Source organism: Luteitalea sp. (assembly GCA_009377605.1).
GTDB lineage: Bacteria > Acidobacteriota > Vicinamibacteria > Vicinamibacterales > Vicinamibacteraceae > WHTT01.
The window spans coordinates 1-17,410 of record WHTT01000035.1 but is presented as its reverse complement, the minus strand read 5'-3'; the positions used below and the strand labels follow the sequence as shown (position 1 = coordinate 17,410).

17 protein-coding genes are annotated in these 17,410 nt (G+C 64.3%); 8 read left to right on the top strand and 9 right to left on the bottom strand.

Features of this window, described 5'->3' with window-relative positions:
* The first annotated feature begins 11 nt into the window (after positions 1-11).
* Positions 12-515, top strand: coding sequence for a YajQ family cyclic di-GMP-binding protein (locus GEV06_13500; GenBank protein ID MPZ18911.1), 504 nt, complete (start codon positions 12-14; stop codon positions 513-515).
* Here the strand turns inward: GEV06_13500 and GEV06_13495 are convergent.
* From GEV06_13495 to GEV06_13485, 3 genes are all read right to left on the bottom strand, one after another.
* Complete coding sequence (locus GEV06_13495; GenBank protein ID MPZ18910.1) at positions 503-2,176, bottom strand: SpoIIE family protein phosphatase; 1,674 nt, start codon at positions 2,174-2,176, stop codon at positions 503-505. The genes GEV06_13500 and GEV06_13495 overlap by 13 nt on opposite strands.
* Before the next feature lie 101 nt (positions 2,177-2,277).
* On the bottom strand, positions 2,278-2,715 hold the full coding sequence (locus GEV06_13490) for a hypothetical protein (GenBank protein MPZ18909.1): 438 nt from the start codon (positions 2,713-2,715) through the stop codon (positions 2,278-2,280).
* Positions 2,712-3,080, bottom strand: a complete 369-nt coding sequence (locus tag GEV06_13485; GenBank protein MPZ18908.1) for an anti-sigma factor antagonist — start codon at positions 3,078-3,080, stop codon at positions 2,712-2,714. The genes GEV06_13490 and GEV06_13485 overlap by 4 nt, the downstream gene beginning before the upstream one ends.
* Positions 3,081-3,203: 123 nt before the next feature.
* On the opposite strand from GEV06_13485, the gene GEV06_13480 reads away from it, so the two are divergent.
* Together GEV06_13480 and GEV06_13475 are read left to right on the top strand one after the other, a co-directional pair.
* A complete protein-coding gene (locus GEV06_13480; GenBank protein MPZ18907.1) occupies positions 3,204-4,319 on the top strand; it encodes a hypothetical protein in 1,116 nt (371 codons plus the stop codon).
* Positions 4,320-4,447: 128 nt separating this feature from the next.
* A complete protein-coding gene (locus GEV06_13475; GenBank protein MPZ18906.1) occupies positions 4,448-4,678 on the top strand; it encodes a hypothetical protein in 231 nt (76 codons plus the stop codon).
* Positions 4,679-4,984: 306 nt separating this feature from the next.
* Here the strand turns inward: GEV06_13475 and GEV06_13470 are convergent, their stop codons facing one another.
* Positions 4,985-5,209, bottom strand: a complete 225-nt coding sequence (locus GEV06_13470; protein ID MPZ18905.1) for a hypothetical protein — start codon at positions 5,207-5,209, stop codon at positions 4,985-4,987.
* A gap of 101 nt (positions 5,210-5,310) precedes the next feature.
* Here GEV06_13470 and GEV06_13465 point away from each other — a divergent pair, with 101 nt between their 5' ends.
* Complete coding sequence (locus GEV06_13465; protein ID MPZ18904.1) at positions 5,311-6,003, top strand: hypothetical protein; 693 nt, start codon at positions 5,311-5,313, stop codon at positions 6,001-6,003.
* Here the strand turns inward: GEV06_13465 and GEV06_13460 are convergent.
* A complete protein-coding gene (locus tag GEV06_13460; GenBank protein ID MPZ18903.1) occupies positions 5,981-6,217 on the bottom strand; it encodes a hypothetical protein in 237 nt (78 codons plus the stop codon). The genes GEV06_13465 and GEV06_13460 overlap by 23 nt on opposite strands.
* 30 nt (positions 6,218-6,247) lie before the next feature.
* Between GEV06_13460 and GEV06_13455 the strand changes: the two genes are divergently transcribed.
* A complete protein-coding gene (locus GEV06_13455) occupies positions 6,248-6,634 on the top strand; it encodes a DoxX family membrane protein (GenBank protein ID MPZ18902.1) in 387 nt (128 codons plus the stop codon).
* A gap of 59 nt (positions 6,635-6,693) precedes the next feature.
* Here the strand turns inward: GEV06_13455 and GEV06_13450 are convergent, their stop codons facing one another.
* Complete coding sequence (locus tag GEV06_13450; protein ID MPZ18901.1) at positions 6,694-7,788, bottom strand: alpha/beta fold hydrolase; 1,095 nt, start codon at positions 7,786-7,788, stop codon at positions 6,694-6,696.
* Between the two features lie 15 nt (positions 7,789-7,803).
* Positions 7,804-10,983, bottom strand: a complete 3,180-nt coding sequence (dnaE, locus tag GEV06_13445) for a DNA polymerase III subunit alpha (protein ID MPZ18900.1) — start codon at positions 10,981-10,983, stop codon at positions 7,804-7,806.
* Positions 10,984-11,386: 403 nt separating this feature from the next.
* Between dnaE and GEV06_13440 the strand changes: the two genes are divergently transcribed.
* Together GEV06_13440 and GEV06_13435 are read left to right on the top strand one after the other, a co-directional pair.
* Positions 11,387-11,722, top strand: a complete 336-nt coding sequence (locus tag GEV06_13440; GenBank protein ID MPZ18899.1) for a PadR family transcriptional regulator — start codon at positions 11,387-11,389, stop codon at positions 11,720-11,722.
* 12 nt (positions 11,723-11,734) lie between these two features.
* Positions 11,735-14,398, top strand: a complete 2,664-nt coding sequence (locus tag GEV06_13435) for an FtsX-like permease family protein (GenBank protein MPZ18898.1) — start codon at positions 11,735-11,737, stop codon at positions 14,396-14,398.
* 53 nt (positions 14,399-14,451) lie between these two features.
* Here the strand turns inward: GEV06_13435 and GEV06_13430 are convergent, their stop codons facing one another.
* Both GEV06_13430 and GEV06_13425 read right to left on the bottom strand, forming a co-directional pair.
* Positions 14,452-15,927, bottom strand: a complete 1,476-nt coding sequence (locus GEV06_13430; GenBank protein ID MPZ18897.1) for a hypothetical protein — start codon at positions 15,925-15,927, stop codon at positions 14,452-14,454.
* 29 nt (positions 15,928-15,956) lie between these two features.
* Positions 15,957-16,709, bottom strand: coding sequence for a hypothetical protein (locus tag GEV06_13425; GenBank protein MPZ18896.1), 753 nt, complete (start codon positions 16,707-16,709; stop codon positions 15,957-15,959).
* A 475-nt stretch (positions 16,710-17,184) separates the two neighbouring features.
* Here GEV06_13425 and GEV06_13420 point away from each other — a divergent pair.
* A partial coding sequence (locus GEV06_13420) for a hypothetical protein (GenBank protein MPZ18895.1) occupies positions 17,185-17,410 on the top strand: 226 nt, incomplete at its 3' end.

The window sequence follows — 17,410 nt, the reverse complement described above, 5'->3', positions numbered from 1 at the left end:
ATTGATCGGCTATGGCCGCGCAAACATCCTTTGACATTACGTCCACCGTCGACCTGCAGGAGGTTGACAACGCCGTGAACCAGGCCAAGAAGGAGATCGCACAGCGCTACGACTTCAAGGGCTCGAAGGCGGAAATCGATCTCCGCCGCGCCGAGAGCCTCATCGTCCTCACCGCGGAGGACGACTTCAAGCTGCAAGCGCTCTGGGATGTGCTCCAGGGTCGCATGGTCCGCCGCGGCGTCCCGACAAAGAATCTCAAGCTCGGGGACAAAGAGCAAGCCGCCGGGTCGACGGTGCGGCGCACACTGACGCTTCAGCAGGGCATCCCGACGGACACATCTCGCGCCATCGTCAAGTTCTTGAAAGACCAGAAGCTCAGGAAGGTCCAAGCAGCCATTCAGGCCGATCAGGTGCGGGTCTCCTCACCGTCCAAAGATGATCTCCAGTCGGCGATGCGGCTCCTCGAAAATGAGGACTTCGGAATCGATCTGCAGTTCGGGAACTATCGGGGTTGAGATGGTACCTGCACCTTCTTGGCCACCGCGATCGTGATGTCGTCGTACTGCGGATCGCCGTGCGTGAACAGGTCGAGCTCGCGCAGCACATGCGCGACGGTCGCCTCCGCCTGCGCGGAGGCGACCGCGCGGACGGCGCCGAGAAGTCGCGCCGTGCCGAACTCTTCGCCGTCGGCGCGTTGCGCCTCGGTGACCCCGTCGGAATACAACACGCTGACATCTTCGGGCCCCAGAGTGAACGAACCCGCCTCGTAGGTGGCGCCCGGAAACATGCCAAAGGCGAGACCGGTTGCTGGAAACCACTCGGCCGCGCCGCTGCTCCTGAGCACCAACATGTCGTTGTGCCCGGCGCTCACGTATTGGCACTGCCCCGTCACGGCATCGGCCAGGAGCAGGACGGCCGTCACGTATTTATTCCCGGGTGTTGCGACAAACAACAGATCGTTTGTGCGCACGGCGAGCGCGTCGAGTGACAGGTCGTATCCGATCAGTGCGCGGAGCGTCGCCTGCATGTTGCTCATGAGCAGCGACGCCGCAACGCCCTTCCCCGCCACGTCCGCCACGCACAAGAGGTACGGTGTGCCGCTCCCCTGTACCCGCAGGCCGTCATAGTAATCGCCGCCAACCGTGCGGGCCGGCCGGCTGGCGGCGGCGATGTCGAGGCCGTCGACGTGTGGGAGCTCCGCCGGGAAGAGCGTGCGCTGAATACTTGCCGCGAGCGCCAGCTCCTTTTCAATCCGCTGCTTTTCGAGGATCTCGCGAAAGTTCCAGCAGTTCTCCAGTGCCACGACGGCCTGAGCGGCCATGCCGGCCCCCATCTCACGCTCCTTCGGCCCGTAGCCTTGCCCGCCCGGCCGAGGTCCGAGCGCCGCCAATCCCACCGTGTGACCGCCGATCCGCAAGGGGAACAGCAGCGCGACACGCTGCGCCGTCAAGAGGTCGCGCAGCGCCGCGTCCTCGATCTCGTCGAGCGTGCAGGCGTCCGGCAACGGCGCGAGCGCCTCGAGGTAGCGGTCGCACGGCGGCAGCAGCATGCCTTTCTGTCGCGCGATCGGTTGTTGCCCCGCACGCGCGGCGAGCACGGCGTAGCGGCTGACCGCCCATTGCCCAGCCAGCGTCAGGCCGAGGACGCGGGCGACTTCGTCGGGATCGGTCGTTCGCGCCACCGCGCGCCCGAGCTCGACCAGCGACGCCAGCTCCTGATTCTTGCGATCGAGGTCGACGTTCAGCCGTCGAGCTTCTTCGTGCGCGCGCGCGTTGGCAATGCCGCTGGCGGCGATACCAAGAAGACCGAGCAGAAACCCTTCTTCGTCGGCATCGATGCTGCGACCGTATGGGCCAAGGCCCAAGAGGCCGACCGGAGGACTTCCAATAGGGAGGACACACGTCAGCCCCAGACGCTCGGCCACCTCGGCATCGAACCCGTCCCCTACCGCGAGATGCCGAAGGCCGCGCACCGCAGCAACGCGGGCAGCATCACCATCGCCAATCGCCACGACGGCGCGCGTCACGAGCAGGCGCCCCATGACAGTGCGGATCAGATGCGCGAGCAGAGGGTCCAGGTCGAGCGAGGCGTGCAGGAGCTGCGCGGATTCCAGCAGCGCCCCGAGACGCGCCCCGCGAGTCAGGCTCGTCGAAGGATCGTGGGAAACGTCCGGCATGCTAGCGTGTAGCGGTCCTTGGTCCTTGGTCCTTAGTGCTTGGTCCGCCTTGGCACCGGGGTAATAGGCGCACCAAGAACCAAGAACTAAGGACCAAGAACTTAGCGACGAATGTGCTTGAGCAGCCGCAGCCGGTTCGGTTCGCCGGGGACGATCTCGTACGAGACCTCATCGACAAGCGCGCGCATGACGCGCACACCGAGGCCTCCGGTGCGTCCCGTGGCGGTGAGACGGTCGAGAGGCTCGTCCGCAACCGCGCCGAGATCGAAGCCGCTGCCTGCGTCAACCACCTCGATGCGTAAGCTCTGTTCGTCGAAGGTCGCACGAACCGTCACGGCCTTCGTGAGGTCGTGCCCGTGCGCGTGCTCGATCGCATTGGCACACGCTTCGTCCACGGCGAGCTCCAGCTTGGACACATCTTCCTCACCCAGGCCGGATTGCTCGCCGACGCTCGTCACGAAATCTCGAATCAGCGCGAGGTTTTCGGTAGACGAGGGGACCTGCAACAAGAAGGTCTGCTCGATCGAGCCCATCGTCATCCCTCCCGGGTGGGCACCTCGCTGAAACGCCGAATGGCGTCCGGTACCGTGTCGAGCATGTCGTAAATGGCCTGAAAGCCGAGAATCTCGAAGATTTGGCGCACGCGCTGGTTCAAGCCGCAGATCTTGAGATCGCCGCCCTCCTGCCGGACCTGCTCGATGAAGCCCATGAAGACCCCCAAGCCGGCCGAGGAAATATAGGAAAGCTTCTGCCCGTCGACCACGAGGCGCCAGCGGCCGTTATCGAGCTCCGACTGAATCGCTTGCTCAAAGATGGGAGCCGTGTGCGCATCCAGGAATCCCTCGAGCGCGAGAACCGAGATGTCACCCTCCTCTGTCCGTTGCACCGAAAACGGTTGCGGCATGCCTGACTCCTGAGCCCTCCGGTAGTCTAGCCGAAAAACGGAGACAAACGGGGGCAGGTGGAAAAAAGGAACCGGGGACCGTTTCGGAACCGAAAAGGTACCCGGTTCCTTTTTCCTTTTCGTATGATGAAACGGATGGACGATTTTCGTCAGGTGCTGGCCGGGGCGGTCATCATGGCGCCCATGACCAAGGGATCGAACCTGCCCTACCGCCGGCTCTGCAACCAGTTGGGGGCAACCATCACCATGGGTGAAATGGCGGTGGCCCGGCGATTGCGGCAGCGAAAGCGCGGCGAGTTCGCGCTCATCCAGCGCGCGCCCGACGAGCAGCGCTTCGGCGTACAGCTCGCAGGCCGAGACCCGGCAGAGATGGCGTGGGCGGCTGCACTCGCCGAGTCGCGGGGCGCCGATCTGGTCGATCTGAATCTGGGATGCCCAATCGACGAGTTCACGCGTCGCGGCCTGGGCGCAGCGCTGCTGCGCCGACCCAAGCGGATCCGCGAAATCGTCGAGGCCATGAAGAAGGCCGTGGCGCAGATCCCGGTGACCGTCAAAATCCGTCTGGGGTGGAACGACGACGACCTGAACTACCTCGAGGTGGCGCGCGCGGCCGTCGATGGCGGCGCTGACGCCATCACCGTTCACGGCCGGACGCGCCGCCAGCGGTATCGAAAAGCCGCGGACTGGGAAGCCATCGGCACCGTGGCCGCCGCCGTCGCTGTGCCGGTCATTGGGAACGGCGACATCCTCTACCCCCATGATATCGACAACAAACGGCGGGCGGCCGGCTGCGCGGGCGTGATGGTGGCGCGCGGCGCGCTCATCAAGCCGTGGGTGTTTCGGGAGGCGTGCAACGGCGTTCTCGACGAATCGGCTGAGTGTCGCTGGCAAGTCTATAGCGAGTACGCGCGACTGGGCCGCGAGCATTGGGGAGACGACGATCACGGACGGTCCCGCTTTCGGGAGTTCCTCCTCTGGCACCTCGGCTTCTGGTGCCGGTTCGTCCCGCGGCGGCCAGATGGCACGTTCTCGAGCATGCAGGAGCGAGAATCGCAGATCGAACCGGCGTCGACAGCCGAAGCTCTGCTTGCACGCGTAGATCCGCCCGGTCACGCCTACCTCGCCGACTGTCTCCTCGACGGCGTGGACCTCGACCATGCTGTGCGCCACGCCCCTTCCCCCGTTAGTCTACCGCCGGACCTATCGGTCGCGCGCGACAGGACAGTCGTCCGCGGCTGATGTCAGGCGCGGCTGAGCCCACGCCGGCCGGACCTAAAGGTTAGGCCCGCAAAACGCGTCGCCTTACCCGCGGCGTGTTCCTTGTTGAGCAGCGTCGGTCGAGTCTAGAATGAGACGTGACCTCACGCATGCAAGAGCTTCTTCGCGAAGCGTTGACGTGGCCGGCTGAGGAACGTGCTGACGTGGCCGCGGAATTGCTCGCCAGTCTCGACGATCCCGAGGAGAACCTCGCCGCTGTCGAAGCTGAATGGGCCGCGGAAATCGAGAAGCGAGCCCGGCGCGTACTTGCCGGAGAGTCGCAGGGCATTCCTTGGGAGGACGTGAGGCGGCGCGGTGAGGCCGAGCTCCGCCGGCGGTGACGCCCCAAGTTCGCTTCGAGGAAGAGGCTGACGCCGAGTACAGAAGGGCCGGGCGTTGCAGGAGCAAGGGCGCCGCACCGGCAAACTCCTGGTCGATACCCCACACGACGTAGCCCATGGCGAGAGCATCTGCAGCGACTCGCAGTTCCTCCGGCACGTCCAAGAACGCGACACTGAAGGGGAATTCCCTCAAGAGGGCCTCGGCGGCTAACATACCGCCTCCTCGGACAGCGTCGACGACCAGGCGCGTCGTCACCGGCCCACTCTCCAGAACGTATGTCCCGTAGCCCGCCGCTCTCAGCCCCTTCAGCAGTGCACCGGTGAGCTGCGGCGTTCAAGGTTATGGTGCCGTTCGCCCAGTAGCGCAAATCGCGCGTTGCCAGCTCGCTCGAGCAGCCAATCGCCGCCTGGCCCCGCCAGCGATCCGTTGTCGATCGAGAACAGGTGGCGGTGCGACTCCGCTGTGGTCCTGAGATCATCGGCGAACTCGGTCACTGCTGGCGCCCGAACGCCGAGCGACAACGGAACCACGGTGAGTGCCAAAATGGCCGCGACCGTTTCAACATTGCGCCTTCTCGGGTCACGCGCGACTATCCGTCGATCCAGGGTTGGTGCGAGATGCCGGATGGTGGATGAGTCTAACAGGCGATTCAGAAGGATCTCCCTGCCTCTCAAATGCAGTAAGATATGTCGTGACGATATGTCGTTACGATATATCGTATAGAGATTTGAGAGAGGTAGCCATGACAGCAGGTTTCGATTGGCATACGTTTGCAGCCCACATGGACTCGTACATCGACCGCGTCGCGGGTCGACGCCGACGCCGGTTCGATTCCGGCGAGATGAAGTACGTGATTCTCAAGGTGCTCGAGGACAAGCCGCGCCACGGGTATGACGTCATGAAGGAGATTCAGACGCGCCTCGGCGGCTGGTACACACCCTCACCGGGGACCGTTTACCCGACGCTACAGTGGCTCGAGGATGCCGGCCTGGTCCAGGGGAAGGAAGACCAGGGCCGGCGCGTGTACGGGATCACCGACGAGGGGCGCCAGTTCCTGCGCGACAACAAGGGCATCGTCGAAGACATCTTCGACCGGGTGCAGGAGACCGTGGAGCGGGCGGCCGGCAGCGGGATGAGCGCCGTTCACAAGGCAACGGGCCGAGTCGTGAAGGAGGTCTATCGCGCGAGCTGGCGGCGCGACTCGGACGAGGTCTGCCGCCGCATCGCCGAGATCTTGGACCGAGCGACCGCGGACATCCAGGCGTTGCGCGCGGCCCAGACCAGCGTTCGGAGCGACCACGCTACCGACGCTGAAAGAGCGTGAGCTCCCAGGTGAACGTCGAGACGTCGTGGCGTAGGATATACAGGTCCCCATCGTTGCCGCGAACCTTGAAGTAGCGGTGGTCTGGGTCGAGCCAGCGGTCGAGAACCTCTACAACCTCGATGGCACGCTCGCCCAGGTAGAAGCGTCGAGGTGTTTCCTCGCCGCGATGGCCAGCGTAACATTCGACGTGCAGTTGGATGAGAGGGTCACCCATCAGTCGGTCGCCCACAACCAGGAGCCACGCATGGAGCGAATTCTAGGCAAGTACTCAGATGGTATCTACGCCGCACTCCGGATCGTCGTTGGAATTCTCTTCGCGTGCCACGGCGCGCAAAAGCTCTTCGGCGCCTTCGGCGGCAGCCCGATACCCGAGCCTCTGAACACAGTCGCAGGCGCGATTGAGTTCTTCGGCGGCGCGCTCGTTGCCGTCGGGTTCTTTACCGGCTGGGCAGCGTTCATCACAAGCGGCCAGATGGCGGTGGCCTATTTCATGGGGCATGCATCTGGCGGCTTCTGGCCGATTGTGAATCAGGGTGAGCTCGCGGTGCTCTACTGCTTTTTGTTCCTCTACATGGCCTCCCGTGGATCCGGCGCTTTCAGCGTCGACCGATTGATGGGTCGAAAGAGCTAAGGGAGGGACGCCTCGCCGAGGCGTCCTCACTGAGTCGCCAGCGCTCGCGAGGCGTCCTACTATACGGGCGCCGCCGGTGGCGTCGCTGTCACCGGCGGCGCCCGCCGTACGGTCTCGACCGTCTCGCGAATGGCTTCGATGACGGTATCGGGATCGTCCAGGTGGGCCCAGTGCCCCCCCTTGAGCGCGACGAGCACGCGGCCCCGCTCCGAGAGCCGGGCAAGCGACTCGTGCTCGCGCCGTGGCGACGAGCCACCGTGGGTTGCACTGATGACGACCAGCGGGACGCGGCCGAGCAGTGCGCTTCCCTCACTGCTGCTGCGTTTCTCCGCCCGCGCAAGAGCTTCCTTCAACGAGCGCGCACTTGCCGGAACGCCGGCGATCCAGGCTGCCATCGCCATGAAGCTCTTCGGCCGGCTCCAATGCGCTTGTACAGCAGGCCAGAGCTCGGCGGGCAGCTTTGTCACCTCACCAACGATGCGCTCCACTGTTGCGGAGGCGGTTCGGCCGAAACGGCGGAGCACTATCCGGCCCAAGCGGCCGGAGCCTCGTTGCAGCCTGGCAAGACACAGACGGACGAGACCAACGCTCGCCAGGACAGCGCCAACGTACGAGAACAGGCGGCCGCCCGCGATCAAATGTCGCTGCTTCGGCGTCGGCGCGCACCAGTCTTCAGGCGTGATTGGATCGATGAGGACGAGGCCGCCGATCTCGTCCGCATGGCCCAAGGCAAGCTGCAACGCGATGTAGCCTCCAAAAGAGTGACCGACGAGCACCCATGGTGGCGCCACACCGACCGCCGCGAGCAGGTCACGTAGCTCGCCGACCGCACGAGCAGCCGTCGTTGGACCGGCCTGCCGCGAGCTCCACCCCAGACCGGCGCGGTCGTACGCGCATGCACGCGTGAACCGGGCAACGCCGACTTGCACCTGCCGCCAGTTGAGAGACGAAGCGGCAACACCGGATTCGAAGACCACTGGCGGGCTACCGGTACCCAAGACATAAACGTGACGCTGCCCGGTGCCCGCATCGACCAGCCGTCCCGGCGCAGGTTGTCGCTCGATGTCCCGTTTCGTCCCACGCCACTGGTAAACGACGCCTGCAGCCAGGAGGAACGCGGCCAGGAGCATCACCACCAACAGCGACCCGCCCATGCGCCTATTCTCCCACTAGTGAAAGTCGTGCGAAGCGATAGGAGGATTCGTCCCACCCAACGCAACGACGCGCTCGGTGCGAATCGATGTGACGCCCTCTTGTTGCTGGAGAATGCCTTCAATCAACAGGAACGGCTCGCTCAGCAGAATTGATCGATAGCCATCGAACACGTTCGGCCGGACGATGATGTTCGCGAGACCGGTCTCATCCTCGAGCGTGAGAAAGACGAAGCCTTTCGCTGTGCCAGGACGCTGGCGTGTAATCACGGCCCCAGCGACCCGCACACGCCGGCCGTTTTGCTGTCGCGGCAAGTCCACAGCACGCAGCACGCCACGTGTTGCGAGCTCTGCACGCCGAAACGTCATGGGATGCGGTCCAATCGTCAGCCCAGTGCCCTCGTAATCGGCAGTCGTTCGCTCGTGCATCGCCATTGGCAGAAGCGGACTGCGCAGCGGTCGTGACAAAGCCAGTGACGTCTCGAACAGCTCGCCGGCTGGCCGGATTGCCCGTGCCGCCTCCCACAGGGCGCCGCGGCGATCGGCGCCGAACCCGTTGAGCGCACCTATACTCGCGAGCGTGACGAGCTCGTCGTGGCGAATGCCGGTCGCCGCAATCAGCTCCTCGAGGGTCTGGAATCTCGGTGCGCAGGTATGCCCCTCTATCTTCTGCCCCACGATCGCTCGCAAGCCCTGCACAGAGCGCAGCCCGAGCCGGATCGCGCCATCCTCCTCGATCGAGCAATCCCAGTGCGACACCTGTATGTCGATTGGCTTGAAGCGCACGCCGTGCCGCTGGGCATCTTTGACGAGTGTCGCGGGATGGTAGAACCCGAGCGGCTGGTTGTTCAGCATTGCCGTGAAGAACGCCGCCGGGTAGTAGACCTTCAGGTATGCGCTGGCATAGACGAGCAGTGCAAAGCTTGCCGCGTGCGACTCGGGAAAGCCATACAGCGCGAACGACATGATCGCGTGGAGAATCTGCTCCACGGCTTCCCCGGCAATCCCCCGTCGTGCCATGCCCTCGCGCAGTCGTGTCTCGAGCTTCCTCATGCGTGCTTCCGACCGTTTGAAACCCATCGCGCGCCGCAGCTCCTCCGCCTCGCCGCCCGAGAACCCAGCCACCACCATGGCAATGCGCAGCAATTGCTCTTGGAAGAGGGGCACACCAAGCGTCCGCGCGAGAATCGGCTCGAGCGACGGGTGCGGATACGTCACCGGCTCCTGACCGCTGCGACGACGCAAGTACGGGTGGACCATGCGCCCGACGATGGGCCCGGGCCGAATGATGGCGACCTCGACCACGAGATCGTAGAAGCATCGAGGCTTGAGGCGCGGCAACGTCGCCATCTGCGCGCGCGACTCCACCTGGAAGAGGCCGATCGTATCCGCCTGCTGCAGCGCCTCGTAAACGAGCGGATCATCCGGTGGCACGCTTGCCAGCTCGAGGTGCTGCCCTTCTGCACCTTGGACCTTCGCGCTTCGATTGACGATTGCGATGGCGTCATGCAGCACGGCCATCATGCCGAGACCGAGCAGGTCGATCTTGATCAGCCCCATCTCGGCGCAATCGTCTTTGTCCCACTGCACGACGACCCGGTCTGGCATCGCCGCGTTCTCGAGCGGCACGATCTCGTCGAGTCGTCCGTGACAGATCACCAGCCCACCCGAGTGCTGGCCGAGGTGGCGTGGGAGATCTTGAATCCGCGTCCACAAGGCGGCGAAATGTCGAACGGTCTCCGCATCAAACGCGTACCCGAGCTCACGGAGGTGGCGCTGGAGCGTGTCTCGCGGATCTCGCCACTCGAAGTGCGCCATCAGCTTCGCCAGTCGGTCCACGAGCACGGGATCCATGCCCAGCGCCTTCCCAACCTCGCGTGCGGCGCTGCGATCACGGTACGTGATCACATTGGCCGTCATCGCCGCACCATGTGTCCCGTAGCGCTCGTAAACATATTGGATGGCGCGCTCACGCCGGTCGCCGCTCGGGAGGTCGAGATCGATATCCGGCCATTCGCCGCGCTCTTCCGACAAGAACCGCTCGAAGAGCAGCTCCATGCCGACCGGGTCGACCGCAGTGATCCCCAGGCTGTAGCAGACCGCACTATTTGCCGCCGAGCCACGCCCCTGCACGAGGATGTCGTGCTGCCGGCAAAAGTTCACGATGTCCCACACGATGAGAAAGTAGCCGGCGAGATCCAGCTTTTCAATGACGGCGAGCTCGTGCTCGAGCTGACGCGCGACGCGCTCGTCGAACGAGTGGTAGCGTGCGCGAGCACCTGCGTCGGTCATCTTGCGCAGGAACGAGGCCTCCGTCTCGCCAGGCGGTACCGGATACGACGGAAATCGATAGCCGAGATCGGCCATCGTGTACTGCAGGCGATCCGCCAGCTCCGACGACGCCGCCAATGCGTCCGGCTGGTCGGCAAAGAGCTGGGCCATCTGATCCGGCGTCTTCAAATACCGTTCGGCATTGACCGCCAACCGCGTCCCTGCTTCCGCGAGCGTCGTCTTGTGGCGCACGCAGGTGAGCACGTCATGGAGCGGACGCTCGTCTGGCGTGGCGAAGCGCACGCCGTTGGTTGCCATAATCGGCACGCGGAATGCGGAGGCCAGCGCGCGCAGGACCTGATTGTCGATCTCCTCGTCGCGCCGCAGGTGCCGCTGCAGCTCGACATACACGTTGCGGCGGCCGAACATCCCGATCAGTCGATCGAGCAACCCGCCGACGCCGTAGCGGGAAGCGTCGCACGCGGGACGGCCCGCGAGCGCAACGAGGCCTGCCGTGTGCCCGTCGAGCTCGTCCAATCCGAGCGCCCCTTCTCCCTTCGGCGCGCGCAGCTTCATGCGCGTGATGAGCCGGCAGAGATTGCGATAGCCTTCACGCGACTCCACGAGAACAGGGAGGCGCCATAGAAAGGGTTCTTGGTGCTTGGTTCTTGGTGCTTGGTGCGCAGTGCTGGGTGCGGCTCGTTCTCCAGCGCCCGCGATCGTCAGCTCTGCACCAATGAGGGCGCGGATGCCTGCCGCCTTTGCCGCACCGTGGAATCGTGGCGCCCCGTAGACACCGTCGCGATCCAACAATGCAAGCGCGGGATAGCCCAATTCCGCGGCGCGGTCGACGAGCCGCTCTGGTGTCGACGCTGCCTCGAGGAAAGAAAAGGCCGAAGCTGCATGGAGCTCGATATACCCGGACATGGCGCTGGCACGTGAGAAGGTTGACGTTAACGGTCGCTGCTTGAACCATTATATTCGCTTTTTGTTCGCCTTTAGTGGCCGCGAATACGGCGCGTCAAACGTACCCGTTGTTGAGCGGGCGGAGCGCCGAGCTCGAGGCCGGTGCGCCAACTGAGCCAGTGGGCGCAGAAGGTGAAGCCGGTGTGCCAGCCCGCCCGCGCATCGAACTGTCGGATCAAGACCAGCAGCTCATAGGTCGCCGCCTGAATGCGGGCCGACAGGTAAACAGTTCAGACCGCCGGCGGTCTATTTTGTTACCGATGCTGGCGGTCGCACCTGGGGGTGCGAACGCAGTTTATTGACAAAGACCATCTATACTCATAGATTATCTATGCACAGGACACCTATGACTAAAGACCGCGACATGCGGCGGGGTGAGCTGCTACCCGGCACGCTCGAAATGCTCATCCTCAAGACACTCTCTATCGAGCCAATGCATGGCTACGCGATCGCGCAGCACATTCAGAAGGTATCGAAGGATGTGCTCACCGTCGAGGAAGGCTCACTCTACCCCGCGCTGCAGCGCTTGCTGCTCAAGCGCTGGACCAGAGCAAAGTGGATCACGACCCCCTCGAATCGCCGCGTGCGTGTGTACGAGCTGACAAAGGCCGGACACCAGCAGCTGGGCGTCGAGGAGACCAGGCTTTCCGAGATCTTCGCTGCCATCCGTCGCGTGATGCAGGTGTCACAGCGCGCGTAGCGCACGGCGCTTCTGGCGCTACGGCAAGGAAAGAAGGGGAGCACCGTGCGGACACTCCTTTCTCGAGTTTGGTTCTACCTACGCCGCCGGCGCTTCGACCGCGAGCTCGATGAGGAGCTGGCGTTTCACCTCGAAGAGAAGACGCACACGCTCGAGGCAAGCGGCCTTCCCGCAGACAAAGCGCATACCACGGCACGGAGAGCGCTCGGCGGGGCACTGCGCGCGCGAGAGCGATCCGGCGACGTTTGGGCCTGGCAGTTTCTCGACGAGCTCACACAGGACCTTCGCTTCACGCTCCGGTCCCTTCGTCGCGCGCCGGTGCTCACGTTCTCGGTCATCGGCACGCTCGCGCTTGGGATTGGTGCCACGACCGCGATCTTTAGTGGTGTTAACGCTGTCTTCCTGCGACCGTTACCGTTCCCCGACGCCGACCGGCTGGTGTTCGTGTGGGAAACCGTGGGGGAACAGGATCGCATCAGCGTCACCGCGCCCGACTTCCTCGATTGGCACCGCGATCAGCGCGTCTTCGAACGGCTGGCGGCCTTCACCTCGACCACGGTCGCCCTGACGGCGGGCAGCGAAGCAGAACGCCTGCCAGCGCGCCGCGTTTCGGCGGATTACTTCCGGGTCCTCCGCGTCCGGCCGGCGCTGGGACGAGACTTCACCGCGGCTGACGAGCCGTTCGGCGCACCAAAGACGCTGCTCCTGAGTGACGCGTTGTGGCGTAACCGTTTCGGTGCGGATCCCTCCGTCCTTAATCGCGAGCTGATCCTGAACGGCGAGCGCCACACCGTCATCGGCGTGCTGCCGCCAAACGTCGTACTCGAGGAAGAAGCGGAACAGCTCTATCTGCCGCTCGCACTCACCCCAGCCGAGAGGAGCCAGCCGGGCAATCGCTTCTTGAGGGTGATCGCGCGCCTAGCGCCCGCCGTCTCGTTCGAGCACGCACAGTCCGCTATGGCGGCCATCATGGCGCGCCTGGCGCTGCTGCGCCCACAGTCGAACCGTGACTGGTCCGCCCGACTGACTGACATGCACGACACGCTCGTCGGCGATCTCGGTCGACCGCTGCTTGTGCTCATGGCCGCCGTCGCCTTGGTACTGCTTATCGCATGTGCGAACGTCGCAAACCTGCAGCTCGTGCGCGCCACCAGCCGCCAGCGCGAAGTCGCCATTCGCGCCGCCTTGGGCGCGGGCCGCCATCGAATCCTGAGGCAATCGCTAGTGGAAAGCTTGGTATTGGCGCTGCTCGGCGGCGGCGCAGGTGTGCTCGTGGGTGCCTGGTCCGCACAACTGATGCCGTGGCTGCTTCCCGATACAGAGCCACGCTTCGCCGGGTCCATTCTCGACGTGCGCCTGCTGGCGTTCGCAGCAGTCGTGACCATCGCGACGGGGCTGTTGTTTGGATCCGCTCCCGCATGGCAATTATCCCGTCCCGACCTTCGCGATCGCTTGAGCGAAGGTGGGCGTGGTACCGCCCGCCCAGAACGGCATCGCGTCAGTGGGATGCTCGTCGTGATTGAGATCGCGCTTGCATTAGCACTCCTGATCGGCGCCGGCCTACTGATGCGCAGCTTTCTGTCGCTGCAGGCGACGGAGCCGGGCGTTCGCACGGAGGGCGTATTGACGTTTCGTGTCTCTCTACCTGAGGCGCGGTACCCCGAGTCGGCGCACGTGAGCACCTTCTTCGCGACCGTCCTGGAGCGCATCCGCGCGGTCCCTCAGGTGATGAGCGCAGGCGCCACGTCGGCGCTGCCTCTAAGGGGCAGCGGCGTGAACCTCGTTGCACCCATCGACGGACGGCCCAAACCGGAGTTCCCGATGTTCTTCTACCGCGGCGTCACACGTGGCTACTTCCGGGCTCTCGGCATCGCCGTGGTCAAGGGCCGCGACTTTTCTCCCGACGATCGCGAGGGTCGGCCTCGCGTGGCGATCATCAATCAGACCGCCGCACGGCAGTACTGGCCCAATGACGATCCCATCGGCGCTCGTCTGCACCCAGATGATGCGGGTGAACCTGTCGAGGTCATCGGTGTGGTCAGTGATACGAAGCACTTTGGGCTCCGGCAAGAGCCAAGACCCGAGCTGTTCATCGCCATGTCGCAGCTTCCACCACCATTCTGGGGCTGGATGGAACGCTCTATGGATCTCGTGGTGCGCACGTCCGGCGAGCCGGCACAACTTGCCGCCCCCACCCGCGCCGTCGTACGCGCACTTGATCCCGCGCTACCGATTTATCAGATGATGACGATGGAAGAGGTCGTCAGCGAGTCGCTAGCCACACCGCGAAAGTACGTGCTCCTGATGGTGGTGTTCGGCACGATCGCCCTCCTGCTGGCAGCCATTGGCATCTACGGCGTGATGGCGTTCATCGTCACGCGGCGCACGCACGAGATCGGCGTGCGCGTCGCGCTCGGCGCGTCCCGCCGCGACATCCTGACGTTCGTCCTCGGCCGCAGCTTGCGGTTGTCCGCGATCGGCCTGGCACTGGGTGTGGGCGCTGCGCTCGTTCTCAGCCGATCTATTGCGACATTTCTCGTCGGCGTGACAGCGACCGACGTCCTGACGTACGGCGCCGTGTCGGCGCTCCTCCTCGTCGTGGCGCTCGTCGCGACGTACATTCCCGCCCAGCGAGCGCTGCGCGTCGACCCGGTGCGCGCGCTCCGCACGGAATAGCGAAAAAGGAACCGGGCACCTTTTCGGGGCCGAAAAGGTGCCCGGTTCCTTTTCTAGTCCAACTCTCCTTCGAGAAACCACCCGCCGGTCGATCGATCCTGGAAGATGCGATAGACACCATCGGCAAGCGCGACATCCCATTCGTCGCGATCCCAGGCGCGTGTGGACCCCGTTCCGCGCGAAGCATCGTTCCACCATGCGCCCGACGTGCGCCAAGGACCGGCCGCCTTGCGAACGAGCCCACCACCAGGCGTACTGGTCCCGAGCTGCACGGAGACCGGCCGCCCCTCGACGACCCGCACACGGATCGGCCACGGGCGGCGCAAACGTCGCAAGGGAGGACTGGTCGAGCAAGAATCTTCGGCGGTTTTGTCGGCGAGGCTCGCGCTCTCTTTTCGGCACAGCTGAAGCCGTGCCTTCGGTAAGGTCACGGCCTGCTCGACGGGAGGCTCGAATCCCGTCATGGTGAACGCGTCGGGCCGATGAGCATCGAGCAGGCGTGGTGCTCCTACACGTCCCTCGCCTGCGAGGGCCTTCAGCCGCGCAATGAGCGTTGTCAGCCGCTCTGGCGCTGGCAGTGGATGCGAGCCGAGCAACGTGTATTGCACGATGCGACCGAGGACGACATCGGCGGCCACCGTGACGCGATCGATGCCGGCGTCCGGCGGGTGCGCTTCGAGATCGAGCAGCAACAGCGTGCGTAGCGTTCTTGGATCGCGCAGCGGCGCCGGCAGCTCGATGGCGCGCTCGTGCCATGTGCGCGTGACGAGCTTCAGTCGCAAGCGCAACACGGCAACACCGCGGTCGCGCCGCTCCAAGCGCTGACAGAGCGGCTCGAGCACGCGCGCCAGCACGAACGAGAGCGGCTCGATCTCTTCGACAGGCCATTCGAGCTCGCACGTCTCCTCGAAGATCTCGGGAAGACGAGTCGCCATCAGTGGCCGTGGATCCTCGCCGCGTGCAACCATCTGGAGCGCCAGTCCATCCAGACCGAGCCGTGCATGCAGTGCGTCGGCTGGCAGTCGGGTGAGATCGGCACACGTCCTGATGCCCCAGCGCTGTAACGTGGCGACAATCTCGGCACACGGCATGTCGGCGTCCTCATGGAGGTTGGGGCTGGGCGCCATGCGGTAGTGACGATGCGCTCCACCCGCGGGGCCTCTCCCCCGCCTGCCCTTCGCGCGAATCGGTTCTGGAGAATCGAGCCCCTGCTTTTGGATAGCTGGCATGTCGGCGAGCTGGGCCACCGGGAGATCCGCCAGGCAACTCGCTTCCTCACCGGGTGACACGACAGTGAGCCCTCGGCGTGTCCGGACGAGCAAGGCGGCCACCATCCACGTGCCGGCAACCGCCACGTTGATCGCGGACAAGCCACGGTCCGCCGCGAGGCACTCGGCGGCGCGCGCAATTGCATGCGCCTCACCGAACATGCGACGAAGGCCACTCACATCAGCGGTCACGAGCCCCGGCGCAAGCGCCTCGACACGCGGCGACATATCAGCCGCAACACGGCAAAGCGCTTCGTGCACGGATGCCGACGATCCAAGCGCAAGGTACATCAGGATTCAGGATTCCTCGCCGAAGCGACAGCGGAAGCGGGTAGCTCGCCGCAGGCGAGCGAAGGCTGGAAGCTTGCAAACATGCGCGCGCGATCGCTCTCGCCCTGCCATCGCGGCATGGCGTGCGCGAGACGCAGCGACACGCCACCGGCACTACGCGCAACTGGCTCACCTGTGACGATGAGCAACACGGTGTTGCGATCCGCTATCGATCGTTGGAGCCGCAGCCACGTCGTAAACGGCACACGCGCGAGCGCACGGCGCGGCACATCGGCCAAGTCGAGCACGACAAGGCCAAAGCCACCCGCTTGGAGGATGAGTCCCGACGCCTTGAGCGCGCTCGTCAACGCTCGTCCAAGTAGATCGTGCTCGTCGTTCGGGGCACGCCGCGCGAGCTCGCCCGGCGAAAGCGCTGGTCCGCGCACCCACAGCAGCCATTCGAGCTGCACCCCGCCAGCCACTGCAGACACCGGATCGAACCGGTCGAGCGGATCGACGACGGCCACGGCCTCGGCACGCTCAGTCGCTGCGGCAAGCACCGCGTGCAGCACTCCTGTGCGCCCAGAGGACCGCTGACCAGTAATTTCCGAGGTCTCTCCACGAGGAAGACCGCCGCCAAGCTGTGCATCCAACCAAGCGACACCCGTCTTTGCCACGGCCCGAGACCGTGGCACTTGGGTGTCCAGTAATGTCCGATCCAACTTGCGGTCTCGGAGCAGCGCTTCGAGATCGGCACGGGCGAGAGCAGGCATAGTTTCGTCTTTTGTTCGCTCAACAAGATAACCGAGCTCCCGACCCGAGTCAATTGTCCTGTTTATGGCCTGTTTTATGGCCCTGTTTATGGCTGCCCTGTTTTGCGATTTAGCTGCTGGCCAGCCGTCGACCGGGCGATCATGACCGCGCTGCCTTCATTATTTATGTCAAACGTTTCAGTGTCTTATCGCTATTTATTTTTACGGGCCCTTCTCCGTAATCCACCCTCGACTTCTTCCTCTTCTTCGCAACTCTCTCAGTTTTCTCTTGACATTGAGTCCTCGTCTCGGCTTGACAAGGGCTGATCGCAGGCATATGCTCCTCTCATAATTTGTTTTAAGTTTGGTTTCATTGCGCACCGGCTGAGGCCTATGCTTCTCCCGCCGTAATTTGGACCGGTGCAGCTGCTGCGAAGTGCATGTGTCCTTTGTGACCGAGGCGTGCCGCTTCGGTCTTTGCTGGGTGGAGGTTGAGATGAAACCCTTGACGAGCTCACGCACGCGACATCGACGCTCGAGGCCTTCGATCGTGCTGCTGCTGGCGTTCCTCGCCTGGCCGCACGTCGGCTTCAGCCAGGTGGCCCAGATCACCGGCCGTGTGACTGACGCGACCGAGGCAGTCACTCCTGACGCCACGATCATCGTCACCAATGAACAGACAGGAATCGCAACTCACGCGACCACCAACAACGCCGGCTACT